The organism is Rhodopseudomonas sp. BAL398 (genome assembly GCF_033001325.1).
In the GTDB taxonomy this organism is placed as follows: domain Bacteria; phylum Pseudomonadota; class Alphaproteobacteria; order Rhizobiales; family Xanthobacteraceae; genus JARJEH01.
Genome location: NZ_CP133111.1, coordinates 1,935,584 through 1,952,549, shown reverse-complemented (window position 1 = coordinate 1,952,549; position 16,966 = coordinate 1,935,584). Strand labels below are relative to the sequence as shown.

12 protein-coding genes are annotated in these 16,966 nt (G+C 64.6%); 10 read left to right on the top strand and 2 right to left on the bottom strand.

The annotated features are described in order from the left end of the window. Window positions 1-177: 177 nt before the first annotated feature. Both RBJ75_RS09355 and RBJ75_RS09350 read left to right on the top strand, forming a co-directional pair. On the top strand, window positions 178-1,548 hold the full coding sequence (locus RBJ75_RS09355; protein WP_276156946.1) for a histidine kinase: 1,371 nt from the start codon (window positions 178-180) through the stop codon (window positions 1,546-1,548). A 140-nt stretch (window positions 1,549-1,688) separates the two neighbouring features. Further along, on the top strand, window positions 1,689-4,112 hold the full coding sequence (locus tag RBJ75_RS09350) for a TonB-dependent receptor (RefSeq protein WP_276156947.1): 2,424 nt from the start codon (window positions 1,689-1,691) through the stop codon (window positions 4,110-4,112). Window positions 4,113-4,312: 200 nt separating this feature from the next. Here the strand turns inward: RBJ75_RS09350 and RBJ75_RS09345 are convergent, their stop codons facing one another. After that, the gene (locus tag RBJ75_RS09345; protein ID WP_044414925.1) at window positions 4,313-6,661 is read right to left on the bottom strand and encodes a Tex family protein; all 2,349 of its coding nucleotides are present in this window, start codon (window positions 6,659-6,661) and stop codon (window positions 4,313-4,315) included. 244 nt (window positions 6,662-6,905) lie between these two features. Here RBJ75_RS09345 and RBJ75_RS09340 point away from each other — a divergent pair, with 244 nt between their 5' ends. Both RBJ75_RS09340 and RBJ75_RS09335 read left to right on the top strand, forming a co-directional pair. After that, window positions 6,906-8,159 (top strand): Hsp70 family protein, encoded by a 1,254-nt coding sequence (locus RBJ75_RS09340; protein WP_044414927.1) that lies wholly within the window; start codon window positions 6,906-6,908, stop codon window positions 8,157-8,159. A 228-nt stretch (window positions 8,160-8,387) separates the two neighbouring features. Further along, the gene (locus tag RBJ75_RS09335; protein WP_044414929.1) at window positions 8,388-8,777 is read left to right on the top strand and encodes a hypothetical protein; all 390 of its coding nucleotides are present in this window, start codon (window positions 8,388-8,390) and stop codon (window positions 8,775-8,777) included. A gap of 44 nt (window positions 8,778-8,821) precedes the next feature. Here the strand turns inward: RBJ75_RS09335 and RBJ75_RS09330 are convergent, their stop codons facing one another. Then, a complete protein-coding gene (locus RBJ75_RS09330; protein WP_044414931.1) occupies window positions 8,822-10,957 on the bottom strand; it encodes a hybrid sensor histidine kinase/response regulator in 2,136 nt (711 codons plus the stop codon). 211 nt (window positions 10,958-11,168) lie between these two features. Here RBJ75_RS09330 and RBJ75_RS09325 point away from each other — a divergent pair, with 211 nt between their 5' ends. The 6 genes from RBJ75_RS09325 (at window position 11,169) to RBJ75_RS09300 (ending at window position 16,854) form a co-directional block, all read left to right on the top strand. Next, complete coding sequence (locus RBJ75_RS09325) at window positions 11,169-11,483, top strand: c-type cytochrome (RefSeq protein ID WP_044414933.1); 315 nt, start codon at window positions 11,169-11,171, stop codon at window positions 11,481-11,483. An 83-nt stretch (window positions 11,484-11,566) separates the two neighbouring features. Then, the gene (locus RBJ75_RS09320; RefSeq protein ID WP_044414935.1) at window positions 11,567-12,706 is read left to right on the top strand and encodes an acyl-CoA dehydrogenase family protein; all 1,140 of its coding nucleotides are present in this window, start codon (window positions 11,567-11,569) and stop codon (window positions 12,704-12,706) included. 195 nt (window positions 12,707-12,901) lie between these two features. Then, on the top strand, window positions 12,902-14,062 hold the full coding sequence (locus RBJ75_RS09315) for an acyl-CoA dehydrogenase family protein (protein ID WP_044414937.1): 1,161 nt from the start codon (window positions 12,902-12,904) through the stop codon (window positions 14,060-14,062). 168 nt (window positions 14,063-14,230) lie between these two features. Further along, window positions 14,231-14,881 carry a glutathione S-transferase family protein gene (locus RBJ75_RS09310; protein ID WP_044414938.1) on the top strand — a complete coding sequence of 217 codons (651 nt, stop codon included), beginning with the start codon at window positions 14,231-14,233 and terminating at the stop codon, window positions 14,879-14,881. 101 nt (window positions 14,882-14,982) lie between these two features. Next, window positions 14,983-15,807: a helix-turn-helix domain-containing protein gene (locus RBJ75_RS09305; RefSeq protein WP_044414940.1), complete on the top strand. Its 825-nt coding sequence runs from the start codon at window positions 14,983-14,985 to the stop codon at window positions 15,805-15,807. Window positions 15,808-15,987: 180 nt separating this feature from the next. Next, complete coding sequence (locus RBJ75_RS09300; protein ID WP_044414942.1) at window positions 15,988-16,854, top strand: 3-keto-5-aminohexanoate cleavage protein; 867 nt, start codon at window positions 15,988-15,990, stop codon at window positions 16,852-16,854. The last annotated feature ends 112 nt before the right edge of the window (window positions 16,855-16,966 follow it).

Genomic DNA, 16,966 nt, shown 5'->3' with positions numbered 1-16,966 from the left:
GTCCCATGCTGCATCGCATTAAATTGCCGCGGCACGGTAACCGACACAGCGCTTACTTCGCCCGCTCATGCATCGCGCGTGAGACTACTTTAGGCTGTATTTAGATAGGTGCTTGAATTTTCTGTCAACGCCGCTGATGGTCGATAACCGAGGCGGCATCGCTCGCGGACAAACTCGATGTGGCGGAACTTGTCGCTGCGCGCCCGGATCAACCTGCTGCTGGCGCTGGTTCTCACGCTGGGTCTGGCCGTCAATATCGCGCGGCTGGTACTGGAGGCGGCGCCTCGGGTGCAGGCGGAAGATCAAAGCGTGATCCGGTTGGCGCGCGAATTCATCGCCACGCTGGTCGTCGGTCTGAACGAGGCCCCCGACCCGGAGGCCAGGCTGGCTCGGATGGTGCGGGATCTGCATCGCCTGCGTCATGTCAGCGTCCAATGGCAGACCGATGCTGGCGGAGCGGAGCCGGTCACGACTGACCCGCCCGGCGATGATACTGCGGCGCAAGTGGTGCCGGCGTGGTTTGTCACCCTGGTTCATCCGCAAACCACCACGGTGACTGTTCCGATTGCGGTCAAGGGCCAACCCGGCGCGCTGCTGATTGCCTCGCATCCGAACGACGAGATGGCCGAGATATGGCAAGGCATCCTCACCCAGCTCGCGGTCGGGTCGGCCGTTGCGCTGGTTCTATTCCTTATTACCACCACGGTCGTCGGCCGTGCGCTGTCTCCCATCGAGAAACTATCGGAAGCGATGACCAGAATTGCAGGCGGCGACTATGCGACGCGGGTTCGGCCAAGCGGTCCGCCGGAGCTGGCGGCGATTTGCGACAAGCTCAATCAGCTGGCGGCGGCGCTCGAAGCCGCGGTCGATGACAAGCGGCGCCTGGCCGAGCGCGTCGTGTCGCTGCAAGATGTTGAACGCAAGGAGATCGCGCGCGAGCTGCACGACGAATTCGGTCCCTATCTGTTTGCCCTGCGCGCCCATGCCGGCTCGCTGACGCGGATGGCAGATGCCGGCGAGCCGAACACGGAGGCCGCGCGTCAATGCGGCAGCGCCATCCTGGAGCAAGTCAACGCCCTGCAGCGATCCAATCGGCGGGTGCTGGAAAAACTGCGTCCGGTGGGGCTTACCGAGCTTGGGCTGCGCGAGGCGCTTGGTTCGCTGTTGCGGTTATGGGATCAATCTCATCCGGGCGTCGTGGTCGACATGACGTTCTCGCCGGCGCTCGGCGAGGCCGGCGAGACCGCCGATCTGACGATCTACCGCACCGTTCAGGAAGCGCTGACCAATGTGTTTCGGCATGCCGGCGCGACCGCTATCAGCATCGCCATTGATCCGACCGAGCTGATCTCGGCGCGCGCGGGCAGGGGTGCGGTTCTGGTAAGGGTCCGCGACAATGGAATCGGCTTGAAGCCGGATCACAGCCTCGGCTTCGGTTTGACGGGGATGCGTGAGCGCATCCTGGCACTGGGCGGTACGCTGACGGTCGCCTCCGGCGCGGATGGCGTCACCGTGGAAGCCGTGATTCCGGCCGATGCACGCAATTGAATCGGGAAATCTTCCCGACGTTCTCGGGAATAATGCCCTGTCGCAGCTGGATTTTTTGAAGATGCGCAACCTGGGAGGCGCATTACTATCGCCTGCAGCTAACCGGCGCAGACACAGCCGGCACGGATGGGAATGGGGCAATGGGCGCGCGTTTTGTTTTTCTCGGAAAGGTTTCGATTTGTCTGATATCCGCGAGTGGTCATGCGCAGGCCCAAAGTGCCAATGATGCCGACGAGGCCTTGCCGGCGATCGTGGTGACGGCACCGGCGACCGAGGCCCAGCCCGCTCGCAACAGGACGGCGCGGCGGGCTGCACGACCAACGCGACGGGTCTACGTCTACCCGACCGGCCCCACCCCGACCCCGGGCGCCGGGATCGACGTCGACAAGGTGGCGTCGAGCATCAACGCGGTCGGCGCCGCGCAGATCCAGCGCACCGGCTCGCTGAACATCGCGGATGCCTTGCAGCAACGGGTGCCGGGCGTCGTGCTCAGCGACGTCACCGGCAATCCCTTTCAGCCGGACGTTCAGTTTCGCGGCTTCGTGGCATCGCCGGTTGCCGGCACCCCGCAGGGTCTTGCGGTCTATCAGAACGGCGTCCGCGTCAACGAGGCGTTCGGCGACACCGTCAATTGGGACCTGATCCCCACCGCTGCGATCCGTTCGGTGACGGTGGTTACCAACAATCCCGCCTTCGGACTCAACGCGCTGGGCGGCGCCGTCAATGTGCAGATGAAGGACGGGTTCAACTATCAAGGCGCCGAACTCGACGTCATGGGTGGCTCCTACGGGCGGGTGCAAGGTTCGGCGCAATGGGGCAAGCAGGTCGACCAATTCGCAATCTATGGCGCGCTCGAAGGCCTGCACGATGGCGGCTACCGCAATTTCTCCGCGTCGGATGTTCGTCGCTTCTACGGCGACGTCGGCTACCGCAGCGCGGACAGCGAATTCCACCTCAATATGGGCGTCGCCGACAACAAGTTCGGCGCCGCCGCCACGGTGCCGACCGAATTGCTGGATCGTTATTACGGCGCGACCTACACCACGCCGCAGACCTCGACCAACCGCGTCGGCTATCTCAATCTGACGGGGAAGGCCGAGGCGACGCCGAGCTGGACGCTCGAAGGATCGGCGCATCTGCGGGTGTTCAATCAGAAATCGGTGGATGGCAATCCGACCGCGACCAGGCCCTGCGCCGCCGATCCGACCCAGCTTTGCTTCAACGATGACGACACGCCGGCCAATGGCCTCGGCGGCACCCAGCTGGCGAATCCGTTCGATCCCGATGCCGTGCTGGGGCAGATCGACCGCACCACGACCCGCTCGACCACGGCCGGTGTGTCGCTGCAGGCGACCAATTCCGACCAGATCGTCGGACACGACAATCAATTCGTGGTCGGCGCCAGTTTCGACCGCAGCGTCACGCATTTTTCCGCCAGCGCTGAGCTTGGCACGCTCGGCACCGACTATGTCGTCAGCGGCAACGGAGTTTTTCTCGGGCAATCCGGTGACCCGGTGTCGATCGGCCCGGTGTCGTTGCGGGCGATCAATCAATATACCGGCGTTTACGCGCTCGATACGTTCGACGTCACCGACACGTTCTCGATCAATGGCGGCGGCCGCTTCAATCATGCGCGGATCACGCTGGAGGATCAGATCGGCAGCGCGCTGAACGGCAATCAGAGCTACGACCGTTTCAACCCGATCATCGGCGGCACCTACAAGATCACCCCGGGTCTGACCGCCTATGCGGGCTATTCGGAAGCCAACCGCGCGCCGACCCCGCTGGAACTGGGCTGCGCCGATCCGGCCAATCCCTGTATCATCGCCGCGTTCCTGGTCTCCGACCCGCCGCTGAAACAGGTCGTCTCCCGCACTTTGGAAGCCGGCCTGCGCGGCAGCAGAGAACTGGAGATCGGCACGCTGGGCTGGAAGCTCGGCGGATTCCGCACCAAGAATAGCGACGACATTCTGGCGATTCCCAGTCCCGCCTTGCAGGGGTTCGGCTATTTCCAGAACGTCGGCTCGACCCGCCGCCAGGGGATCGAAGCGCAGGTCAATCTGACCTCGAAGACGCTACAACTCTACGCCAGCTATGCGCTGGTCGATGCGCGATTTCTCGATGCCCTGCAGGTCGGCTCCAATAGCCCGTTCGCCGACGAAGACGGCAACGTCCAGATCGTGCCGGGCAACCGGATCCCGGCGATCCCGCGCCATCGCGTCAAGCTGGGCGTCGATGTGGCTGTCACCGATGCGCTCAAGGTTGGTGGCGATGCGCTGTTCGTCGGCCGTCAATATTTCGTCGGCGATGAATCCAATCAGGCGCAATTGTTGCCATCCTATACGGTCTTCAATGTTCACGCGTCGTATCAGATCAACAAGACATTTCAGATCTATGCGCGCGTGGATAATCTCCTGGACCATCACTACTCCACCTTTGGAACGTTCTTCGAGACCGACGCGGTGCCGAATTTCGCCAATGGCGGCGCCGAATTCACCGACGCGCGTTCAGTCAATCCGGCCCGACCGCGCGCGGTCTATGCCGGCCTGAAGGCCACGTTCTGACCCGGTTTGTGGCTCGGCGCGGATCGCTCGGACCCGCGCCGGCGATCTTTGGCGAGCGCCGTTGATGCGAACGGCGCTGGCGGTTCTCGTTCTGCCGTTAGAGCGTTTTCGAGCGAAGTGGGTACCGGTTCGCGTGAAGAAAACGCGTCAAAACAAGAATCCAGAGCTCCGGTTCTGATTCTATCAGAACCGGAATTGGTCTAGTGCTTGCCGTTCTTGCTCGCCTCGGCGGCCTTCTTGAACGCGTCCGCGAACGGGTTGCTGCTGGGCGCCTCTGCCGCCTTGCCGCGCGACGGCGCGGATGAGGACGTGCGGGCGTTGTTGCCGCGCGGCATCTGTGCGGCGCGATCGGCCTGGCGATCGGGCCGGGCGCCGAGTTCGTCGTCGAGCCGCAGCGTCAACGCGATCCGCTTGCGCGCGACGTCGACCTCCAGCACCTTCACCTTGATGATGTCGCCGGGCTTCACCACTTCGCGCGGATCCTTGATGAAGGTTTTGGACATCGCCGAAATATGCACCAGCCCGTCCTGATGCACGCCGATATCGACGAAAGCGCCGAACGCCGCGACATTGGTGACGGCGCCTTCCAGGATCATGCCGGGCTTCAAATCCTTCAGCGTCTCGACGCCGTCCATGAACACTGCGGCCTTGAAGGCCGGACGCGGATCGCGGCCGGGCTTTTCCAATTCGCGCAGAATGTCGGTGACGGTCGGCAGGCCGAAATTGTCGTCGACGAAATTCTGCGGCCGTATCTGGCGCAGCATCTCGCCATTGCCGATCAGCGCCTTGATGTCGCTCTTGGTGGCGGCGAGAATTTTCCGCACCACCGGATAGGCCTCCGGATGCACGCCGGAATTGTCCAGCGGGTCCTTGCCGCCGGCGATCCGCAAAAAGCCAGCGCATTGCTCGAATGCCTTCGGCCCGAGCCGCGGCACCTTCTTCAGCGCGCTGCGCGAATCGAACGGGCCGTTGGCGTCGCGATGCTGCACGATGCTCTGCGCCAGGCCGGCGCCGATGCCGGAGACGCGGGCCAGCAGCGGCGCGGAAGCGGTGTTGGCGTCGACGCCGACGGCGTTGACGCAGTCTTCCACCACGGCGTCGAGCGAGCGCGACAATTTCGCCTCGCCGAGATCGTGCTGATACTGGCCGACGCCGATCGATTTCGGATCGATCTTGACCAGTTCGGCCAAGGGATCCTGCAGCCGCCGGGCGATCGACACCGCGCCGCGCAAGGTGACGTCGAGGTCGGGGAGTTCTTCAGAGGCGAAGGCGGAGGCCGAATAGATCGAGGCGCCAGCTTCCGACACCACGATCTTGGCCATCTTCAATTCCGGCAGCAGTTTCACCAATTCGGTGGCGAGCTTGTCGGTCTCGCGCGAGGCGGTGCCATTGCCGATCGAGATCAGCTCGACGCGATGTTCGCGCGCGAGTTTGCCGAGGATCGCCAGCGCCTCGTCCCAGCGCTTTTGCGGCTCATGCGGGAACACCGCGGTGGTGGCGACCACCTTGCCGGTGGCGTCGACCACTGCGACCTTGACGCCGGTGCGAAAGCCCGGATCGAGCCCCATCGTCGCCCGCGCGCCGGCCGGTGCAGCGAGCAGCAGGTCGCGGAGATTGGAGGCGAACACCCGCACCGCTTCCTGCTCGGCCGCGGTCCATAGCCGCATCCGCAGATCGATGTTGAGATGGACCTGGATCTTGGTGCGCCAGGCCCAGCGCACGGTGTCGAGCAGCCAGCGGTCGCCGGGGCGGCCGCGATCGGAAATCGCAAAGCGGTTCATGATCCGCAATTCGAAGGGACTAACCGGCGCCGGCGTCGCCGAGACCGGCTCGGGCAGCACGTGCAGATCGAGGATCTCTTCCTTTTCGCCCCGGAACATCGCCAGAATGCGATGCGACGGCAGCTTGTGCAGCGGTTCGCTGAAATCGAAATAGTCGGAGAATTTCGCGCCGGCATCGTTCTTGCCGTCGCGCACTTTCGACGTCATCAACCCGGCCGACCACATCTGCTCGCGCAGGCTGCCGATCAGATCGGCGTCCTCGGCGAAGCGCTCCACCAGAATCGCGCGGGCGCCGTCGAGCGCGGCGGCGACATCGGCGACGTTCTTGTCAGCATCGACGAAGGCGGCGGCGGCGAGCTGCGGATCGCCGTCCGGCGCGGTCAGCAGCAATTCGGCCAGCGGCTCGAGGCCGGCTTCGCGTGCGATCTCCGCCTTGGTGCGGCGCTTCGGCTTGTAGGGCAGATAAATGTCCTCGAGCCGGCCCTTGCTGTCGGCGGCGAGAATCGCCGCTTCCAGCGTGGCGTCGAGCTTGCCCTGTTCGCGCACCGAATTCAGAATCGCGGTGCGTCGCTCTTCGAGCTCGCGCAGATAGGTGAGGCGCTCTTCCAGCGTGCGCAGCTGCGCGTCGTCGAGCGCGCCGGTGATTTCCTTGCGATAGCGCGCCACGAACGGAACGGTGGCGCCGCCGTCGAGCAGCGCCACGGTGGCCTCAACCTGCTGTTCGCGGACTCCGAGTTCGTCGGCGATCTGTCGAATGATGTTTGCCACGCGCGAATCTTTCGTCGAGAGAGGGAGCCGGAGAACCGCCGGCCGCCGGGGAGACGGCTTATGGACCAAAGCCGGCCCCATCATCAAGCCCGTTGCGAGGTGTCCGCACAAGCTGTGGATGGCGGCATTTCATGCTGAAAAGACGCGCTGTTGGCGACCATCGGCGACTGCAATTGAGGCAAAAATATAGTTCTGGCCCGGCGCGCGCGATGTGTGTAGACGAACGTTCCTTTTGGGATCGCTGATGTCGTCGTGTGGACTTGATTTTGGAACGTCGAACACGACGCTCGGGACCATCATTGGTGGCGCGCCGGTGTTGTGCGCGCTGGAACCCGGCCACAGCACGATTCCCAGCGCGATCTTCTACGAGGTCGCCGGCGCCGTGCTGATCGGGCGCCGGGCGATGGACGCCTATGTCGAGGGCGTGCCCGGCCGGCTGCTGCGCAGCCTGAAATCGGTGCTCGGCACCTCGCTGATCGATGAGACCACGATGGTCGGGCGCCAGCGCACCGCGTTTCGCGCGATCATCGCTTATTATCTCGGCGCCGTGAAGCGACGGGCCGAGCAGACCAGCGAACGGCCGTTGCGCCAGCTGGTACATGGTCGGCCGGTGCATTTCGTCGACAATGATCCGGCCGCCGACCGCAAGGCGGAGGAAACCCTGCGCGAGATCGCGCGCGGGATCGGATTCGACGACGTCACCTTTCAGTTCGAACCGATCGCGGCGGCGTTGGACTATGAGCGCGAGGTGAGGCGCGAGGAAATCGCGCTGATCGCCGACATCGGCGGCGGCACTTCGGATTTTTCGATCGTGCGGCTGAGCCCGGAGCGGCACCTCAAGGCCGATCGCAAGGCGGATATTCTGGCCAATGACGGCGTGCGGATCGGCGGCACCGATTTCGATCGCCAGCTCAGCCTCGGAACGGTGATGCCGCTGTTCGGCTTTCGCAGCCCGATGAAGCGCGCCGGCCTCGACGTGCCGTCCGGTTACTTCCACGATCTGGCGACCTGGGCCAATATCAACCGGATGTACGACCAGAAGGTTTTGACCGAGCTGCGCCAGGTGCGCTTCGAGGCGAAGCAGCCGGAGCTGCTGGATCGGCTGGTGCGGGTGATCGACGAGCAGCGCGGACATACGCTGGCGATGGAAGTCGAGGCCGCCAAGATCGCGCTGGCGGATGCCAAGACCGCGGCGATTCCGCTGGAATGGATCGAGCCGGGATTGAACGTTTCGATCGCGCGGCCCGATCTGGTCGGTCATACGCGGCAGCTCGCCAAGCGGATCGGCGCGCGCATCGAGCTGTGCCTGGCGCAGGCGCAGCTTGCGGCGGACGGCGTCGACGCCGTGTTCCTGACCGGCGGTTCGGTGCGGCTGGCGCATGTGCGCAAGGCGATCACCGCGGCGCTGCCCGCGGCGCGAATCGTCGATGGCGACAGTTTCGGCGCGGTCGGCAAGGGGCTGACCATCGAGGCATCGCGTCGCTACGGGCCGGGCTAACGCCCCAGGCGGCGCCGACGCTGCAAGCTGCCGGGGCGGACGTCGGTCCGATCAAGCCAAGCGACCCAGGCAACCCAGCCAAGCCCGCCCTCCAGGCGGTGCCGGTTTCCCGATTTTTGCCGTGTTCGGTCGTCAAAATCTGGGGCAGTTGATCGGCGCGCCGGGTCCTTGCAACTTTTCTGATCGGTTGCCGTTATTCGGCCGTTGCAACGTCGAAAGGACATCAAAATGAAAAGGATAGCTATCGTTCTGGCTACCGTTGCGGCGCTGGCGGCGGGCTCGGCTGCGCCTGCGCAGGCTCGCGGCGGCTTCGGTCCCGGACTGGTCGGAGGACTCGCAGCCGGCATGCTGTTCGCCGGGTTGGCGTCGAATGCCTATGCCTATGGCCCCTATTACGGACCACGCTACGCCTACGGGCCGGGATATTACGCGCCCCGCTATTATGATTATGAGCCGGCCTATGTGTACTACGCGCCGCGGCCCTATTATCGCTACCGGCCGGCCTATCGGCCGTATTACGGCTATGGCGGTCCGATCGTCGCGTCGTTCGGTGGTCCTCGATATTATGGCGGCTGGCGTCACCATGGCTACTACGGTCGGCATTGGCGCCGCTGGTAGGCCGTCCCGAACGCGACGCCGCGCCGTTGTGGCGCGACGCGGCGTCAACGCGCTGGTGAATCCGGGTGGTTCACCGGCCGGCTGTTGATCGCCTGAACTAATTTCTGCCGCAACGCGTCCATCGTATAGGGCTTGTGCAGCAGGGGGAATCCTTCGCGCACGGCTGTCGCGGTGCGCTCACTATAGCCCGATGCCAGAACCACGGGGATTTCCGGGTGATGATCGCGGATCAGCCGGGCGAGTTCGAGTCCGCTCATGCCCGGCATCACGATGTCGGAAAATACCAGTTCGATATCGTGCCGCGTATTGAGCAGCTCGATCGCCGCCTCGGCCGAGCTGGCGTGCAGAACGTGGTAACCACATTGCTCGGCATAGTCTGACGCCACCGCCGCGACATCCGGATGATCCTCCACCAGAAGCAATGTGGTCTGCCTGGTCACTTGCGCCGCCGGCGACGCGTTGCTCTCGGCGGGCTCGGGCAAAGGCTGTTCGGCCGATCGCGGCAGATACATCTTGAATGTGGTGCCACGGCCGACGGTGCTATCGACCGTAATCGCGCCATGCGACTGCTGAACAAATCCGTAGATCTGGCTCAGACCGAGGCCGGTGCCGCGGTCGACCGTCTTGGTGGTGAAGAACGGCTCGAAGATCTGTTCGCGGATGTCATCGGGAATTCCGGTTCCGGTGTCGGTGAAACTGACGACGGCGTAGTCGCCGGTCAGCCGGTTCGGACCGTGATTGTTGAGCGCCTCGGTCCGCAGCGAGATGCTGATCCGACCGCCCTCGGGCATCGCGTCGCGGGCATTCAAAGTGAGGTTGAGCAGCGCGATCTCGAATTCGTTCGGGTCGATCCGCGCCGCGACCGGCTGCGCCGGCTGGGCGATCTCGATGGCGATGTCGCTGCGCACCGATTGCCGCAACACGTCGCTGAACTTGGCGATGCTGCGGCCGAGATCGACCACTTTGGCCGCGATGCTGTGGCGCCGCGAGAACGACAGTAACTGGCGGGTCAGGCCGGCGCCCTTCGCGACGGCGGAATCGATCATGTCGAGGCTGCGCTGATCCTGCGGATCGCTGTGGCGTCTGCGCAATTTCTGCGCCGAGCCACCGACCACCATCAGCAGATTGTTGAAATCATGCGCCACGCCGCCGGTAAGCCGGCCGAGCGCTTCCAGCCGTTGCGATTGTTTCAGCGCGTCCTCGGCGACCTGACGGCGGCCGGCCTCTTCGTACAGCTTGCGGGTCCGGGCCAACGCCAGCAGCACGATCGCGATCAGGGCCGCTGTCGCCGGCAGGCCGAAGATCAGATAGCTGCCGACCTGCGCCAGCCAACGGTCCCGGATCACGCGGGTCTCCAGGCCTGACATCACATAGACCGAAAACCCCGGCAGCCTGCGATAGGCCACTTTGCGCTCGACGCCGTCGACCCGCGACGTGCTGGTGACGACACCTTCGTCGGGATGCGCCGCGATGGTCTTGAACAGGGTGCCGTGAGGATCGAGCGCGATGTTTTCGCCGATCGCCGGGACCCGCGCCAGGATCTGGCCGTTCGCGCGGATCAGCGCGGCGTAGCCGCCGGCTTCGCCGCCGAGCTTGGCGTAGAAGCCGACGAAATAGCCCGGTAGCAGCGAGGCCTGGGTGACCCCGGCGAAGCTGCCGTCGGACGATGGACGTCGCCGGCTGACGCCGAAGAATGCGGCTCCGTCATAGGGTTGCCGCGGCTGCAGGATCGCGCCGACAAATGTGCCGATGTTGCCGGCGACATGGGCTTTGAAGTAATCGCGGTCGGAGTAATCGAGGCTGCCCGAGGGAAAACTGAGGCTGTTGACCAGGGCCTTGCCGTGGCGGTCGAACACCCACAGCGATTTGATCTGACGCGAGCTCCGCGCCAGCCGTCTCAACCGCTGGTGCAGCGCGGCCTCCCTCGCGGCGATCTCGCTGTCGGACAGGTCGCGGACGATCTCGTTGATCTCCGCCAGGCTGCGTTCGACCGATTCAAACACCTTGAGCGCGTGCTCGGTGATGATATCCCGGGTCTGCTCGATCTGCCGGTCGGCGGTGGCCTGGCTGTTGTCATAGGCCAGCCATGAGGCGTAGCCGAACAACGCGGCCGGCAATACCACCGAGGCCACCAAGATGGCGCGCAGCAGCCGAATCGAGTCACGCTGAGCGGTCAGCATCGCTGGGGGAGGGCCGGATCGCTATCCATGACTTGGCTATAGAGCATTTTTTCGATGGGTGGAAATCCAGCGCAGCCGCTTCGCCGGCCCGTGGAACCCAAATTTGGGGTGACCGTCTATCGCCTGCCGGCCGGTTGCAGTACATCTGCAACCGATCAACCGGCGCGAGCGGTGGCTGTGCCGCCTTGCGCCCGCGGAGATAGGAAACGCCATGCGCCATGTGAAATTGGGACTGTCGCTGCTGATGCTTGCCGGCTCGAGCGGCTCATTGTTTGCCGCCGATCCGGACAAGGGTGAAACGCTGGCGAAGCGCTGGTGCACCAGCTGCCATGTGGTCTCCGAGGAGCAGCGCAAAGGCACCGATCTGGCGCCGTCTTTCGCATCGATCGCCGAGCGGCCGGGCTTCGACGAACACAAGCTCGGCACTTTCCTGCTTGAGCCGCATCCCAAGATGGCCAACATGGCGCTGAGCGTCGAGGATACCAAGGATTTGGCGTCCTATATCGCGCTGCAGAAGAAGCCGTAGCCGGTTCCGAATCAGCCAGTCAACGCAAGTTGGCCGTGGGTTTTGCCGGCATCCTGAGGCGATCGCAGCTGGCAGGTGTCGCATTGACCAAGAGCCCGTTCTATACGGCCGAGCATGACGCCTTCCGCGACATGGTGCGCCGCTTCGTCGACCGGGAAATCGCGCCATTCGCGCATCAATGGGACGAGGCCGGCGAGTTCCCGCGCGAGCTTTACCAAAAGGCGGCGGCGATCGGGCTGCTCGGGCTGGGCTTTCCCGAGGAATATGGCGGCAGCGAAGTCGACCGCTTCATGTGGATCATCGCGGTGCAGGAACTGGCGCGGGCCGGCGCCGGCGGCGTCAGCGCCAGCCTGAAAAGCAATTCGATCGGCGCGCCGCCGATCGCGCGCGCCGGCACCGCGGCCTTCAAGGCGCGGGTGTTGCCGGAAATTCTTTCCGGCAACAAGATTTCCGCGCTCGCCATCACCGAGCCTTCCGGCGGCTCCGACGTCGCCAATCTGCGCACAACGGCGCGGCGCGACGGCGACCACTACGTGGTCAACGGCGAGAAGACCTTCATCACCTCCGGGATGCGCGCCGACTACATCACCACCGCGGTGCGCACCGGCGGGCCGGGGCCGGGCGGCGTCAGCCTGCTGGTGATCGAGGGCGATTCGCCGGGCCTGTCGCGCACCGCGCTGAAGAAGATGGGCTGGTGGTCCTCCGACACCGCGACGCTGCATTTCGACGACTGCCGTGTGCCGGTCGGCAATCTGCTCGGCGAGGAAGGCTCCGGCTTCAAGATCATCATGCATAATTTCAACCATGAGCGCCTGACCATGGCGGCCGGCTGCACCGCGGCGGCGCGGGTCTGTCTCGACGACGCGATGGACTACGCCAAGCAGCGCGTCACCTTCGGCAAGCCGCTGAGCCAGCATCAGGTGATCCGCCACAAGCTGGTGGACATGGCGCAGAAGGTCGCGGCGTCGCAGGCGATGCTGGAACTGCTGGCCTGGCGGCTCGACCAGGGCGAAAACCCGGTCGCCGAAATCTGCATGCTGAAGAACCAGGCCACGCAAACCATGGCATTCTGCGCCTCCGAGGCGGTGCAGATCTTCGGCGGCGCCGGCTATATGCGCGGCATCAAGGTCGAGCGGATCTATCGCGAGGTCAAGGTCAACGCCATCGGCGGCGGCAGCGAGGAGATCATGAAGGATCTCGCCAGCCGGCAGATGGGATTGTGAGTGGTGGTTCGTGTCCCGGGCGCGGTGCAGCGCTCTTCGCGCTGCTCCGCAGAACCGGGACCCCGCTTATTCTTGGCGCCGCTAAGCAACCGGGGCCCCGGCTCTGCAGTGCATCACGCCGCAACGGCGGCGCGATGCACTGCGTCCGGGGCACGATGAACTCACTGACGGTTTGACTCTTGAAGGTACCAGGAAATGCTGTTCACCACCGACCATGACGAGCCGCGCCGCATCCTGCAGAAATTCATCGCGGCTGAAATCAACCCGCATGTCGACGACTGGGAGAAGGCCGGCATCTTTCCAGCGCATGAGCTGTTCAAGCAGCTCGGCTCGCTCGGCTTTCTCGGTCTGAATAAGCCGGTGGAATTCGGCGGGCAGGGGCTCGACTATTCCTATGCGCTGATGATGGCGGAGGAGCTCGGCGCCATCAATTGCGGCGCGGTGCCGATGGCGATCGGGGTGCAGACCGACATGGCGACGCCGGCACTGGCGCGGTTCGGCTCCGACGAATTACGTGCCGAGTTCTTGGCGCCCGCGATCGCCGGCGACGCGGTGGCCTGCATCGGCGTCTCTGAACCCGGCGCCGGCTCCGACGTCGCGGCGATCAAGACTGCGGCGCACTCCGATGGCGACGACTACGTCATCAATGGCGGCAAGATGTGGATCACCAATGGCGCCCAGGCCGACTGGATCTGCCTGCTCACCAATACCGGCGACGGCCCCAAGCACCGCAACAAATCGCTGATCATCGTGCCGATGAAGAGCAAGGGCGTCACCGTCGCCCGCACCCTCGACAAGATGGGCATGCGCTCGTCCGACACCGCGCAGATCTTCTTCGACGAGGTGCGGGTGCCGAAGCGCAACCGGATCGGCGAGGAGGGCCATGGCTTCACCTACCAGATGCTGCAATTCCAGGAGGAGCGGCTGTGGGCGGCCGCCGCCTGCCTGAAGGCGCATGAGGGCACCATCAACGAGACGATCGACTACACTCGCAATCGCAAGGCGTTCGGCGCCAGCATCCTGGATAATCAGGTGGTGCATTTCCGGCTCGCCGAATTGCAGACCGAGGTCGAATTGCTGCGCGCGCTGACCTACCGCGCCGCCGAGGCGCTGATCGCCGGCGAGGACGTGACCAAACTCGCCACTATGGCCAAGCTGAAGGCCGGGCGATTGGGCCGCGAACTCACCGATGCCTGCCTGCAATATTGGGGCGGCATGGGCTTCATGAACGAGACCCCGGTGAGCCGGGCCTATCGCGACACGCGGCTGGCCTCGATCGGCGGCGGCGCCGACGAGGTGATGCTGAGCGTGTTGTGCAAGATGATGGGCACGCTGCCGGGCATGGGACAGAAGTGAGTTGAATGCCTCACTACTCGTCATTGCGAGCGCAGCGAAGCAATCCAGGGGCTCCGAATGCTGAGCCCTGGATTGCTTCGTCGCCGATCCGGCGCTCCTCGCAATGACGGCGTAGGGTGTTTACGATGATACGCACCAACAACAAAAACCCAAGGGACGGAAACCGACATGATCACGCTGTATCACTGCCACGCCGCGCGCTCGTTTCGGCCGCTATGGATGCTGGAGGAGCAGGGGCTCGCTTATGAGCTGAAAATGCTGCCGTTTCCGCCGCGGGTGCTGGCCAAGGACTATCTGGCGATCAATCCGCTGGGAACGATCCCGTTGATGATCGACGGCGACACCCGAATGACCGAGTCGTCCGGCATCTGCCATTATCTCGGCACCCGGCATGGGCCGACCCCGCTGGTGGTGGGCGTCGAGGAGGCCGCCTATGGCGCCTATCTGAACTGGATGTTCTTTTCCGACGCGACGCTGACCTTTCCGCAGACCCTGGTGCTGCGCTACACTCAGCTCGAGCCGGAAGAGCGGCGGAACGCGCAGGTCGCCGGCGATTACACCAAATGGTTCCTGGGCCGGCTGCGTGCGGTGGAAGCCGCCGCCGGGCAGGCCGAATGGCTCTGCGCCGGGCGCTTCACCGCCGCCGATATCGTCATCGGCTATGGGCTGCGGCTGGCGGAGAATATCGGGCTGGCCAAGGATTTCGGCCCCAATGTCCAGGCCTATTGGCAGCGGCTGCAGCAGCGCGATGGCTATCGCCGCGCGGTGGCAGCTGAGACCCTGGCCGGCGAGCAGCAGAACGTTCCCCGGCGCGCATGACCCGGTGACAGCGCCGGGCTTTGCTGTATTCTCCCGCTTGCCCCGCAGAGGGCTCCGCAGCGATGCGGCAACAGGCGCCAACACCGCCATCGGGAGGCCAAATGAACGACGACGAATGCCCGGATTGCGGGCATCTGATGCTGATCAGTCCTGAGCGGGTGTTTTATGCCGGCCTGCTGGGCCGGCCGCGGCAACGCTCCTGCGGCGGCTATTCCGTCTATGCCTCGCTTGAGGGCAAGCTGCGCATCAGCGTCGAGGGCGGCCCCAGCCGGGCCTGCGCGATGGCCTTCGTGCCGCCCTATCGGGCACACAGCGTCGAGTCCGATTGCCGCTCGGTGGTCTGTCTGATGATCGAACCGGAGACGGTCGATCCCGCGGCGATGACCGCGCTGGGCGCCCGCATTGGCGGCGCGGGCGAGGGCGTGTTGGCCGGCCGGATTCGCCGGGCCTATCTGGCGCTGCTCGCCAGCGGCCGGCGCAACGGCTTCACCACCGCCGAATTCGATACGCTGTTTTTCGGCGAGGCGCTGCCGGTGCGGTCGATCGACCGCCGGATTGCCCGCACCATCGTCCGGCTCAATGATTTTTCCGGCAGTGCGGCGACCGCCGACGATTGCGCCGGCATGGTCAATCTGTCGCAGTCGCGGTTCCTGCATCTGTTCAAGGACGAGACCGGAATTTCATTCCGGGCACTGCGGGCCTGGAAGCGGGCGCGGCATCTGCTGCACTTCGTCAATGAGGACATCAACCTGGCGCATCTGGCGCAGGATATCGGCTATCCGGACTCCAGCCATTTCAGCCATTCGATCCGGCGGTTCTATGGCCTGCAGCCGCGCGCGATCTTTTCCGGCTCGCGCGATCTGGCGATCTATCGCAGCGATCCCGCGGCAGGCGTGAGCGCCGATCTGCGCCAAGGCCGGCAATAGGCGCGCCGAGCCGAAGCGGGCTTCTTCACCTCTCCCTATGGGAGAGGTGGGATCAACGCGGGCGCAGCAAAGATCGATCGGAGGGCGATAGCGCGTGGACGCAAGAAGGCGGATTGGCCGCCACCCATCATGCCGGTACCGCGCAGCGCGCATTCATTCGATCCGAAAGGCTGACACAGCATGGGCGACAAGGCCGTGATTACCTGCTCGCTGAACGGCGTGCTGACCGATCCGAAGCAGCACCACGTTCCGGTGACGCCGGAGCAGATGGCGCGCGAAGCCAAGGCGGCCTATGACGCCGGCGCCAGCGTGATGCATATCCATCTGCGCCAGCAGGAGCCGGACAAGGGCCATCTGCCGAGCTGGGATGTGGCGGTGTCGCGCGAGATTCAGCAGGCCATTCGCGAAGCCTGCCCCGGCGTCATCATCAATCACACCACCGGCACCTCGGGTCCGCACTATGAGGGCGCGCTCAATTGCGTGCGCGAGACCAGGCCCGAAATGGCGGCCTGCAATGCCGGCTCGCTGAACTATCTCAAGGTCAAATCCGACAATACATGGGCGTGGCCGCCGATGATGTTCGATAATGCGGTGGAGAAGGTGCAGGACTATCTCGACGTCATGAAACAGGCCGGCACGATTCCGGAATTCGAATGTTTCGATGTCGGCATCGTGCGCTGCGTCGGGATGTATCGCCAGACCGGGATGTATGCGGGACCGCTGGAATATAATTTCGTGATGGGCGTCGCCTCCGGCATGCCGGCCGATCCGGAATTGCTGCCGATCCTGCTGAAGCTGAAGGCGCCGGACGCGCATTGGCAGGTGACGGCGATCGGCCGCGCCGAGATCTGGCCGCTGCATCAGCGCTGCGCCGAGCTCGGCGGCCATTTGCGCTGCGGCCTGGAAGACACTTTCTATCTCGCCAGCGGCGAGAAGGTGAGCTCGAACGGGCAATTGATCGAGGAGATCGCCGGCTGCGCCAGGCGGGCAGGGCGGGAAATTGCGAGCCCCGCCGAGGCGCGACAGATTTTTGGACTGCTGCATTGAGGATGGTCATTCCGGGGCCTGAGGCCGCGGGCCGAGCGAACCCGGAATTTCGCCACAGGCAAAGCGGAGCGATGTCACGCTAGATTCCGAGTTCGCGCGCAGCTGGCGCTGC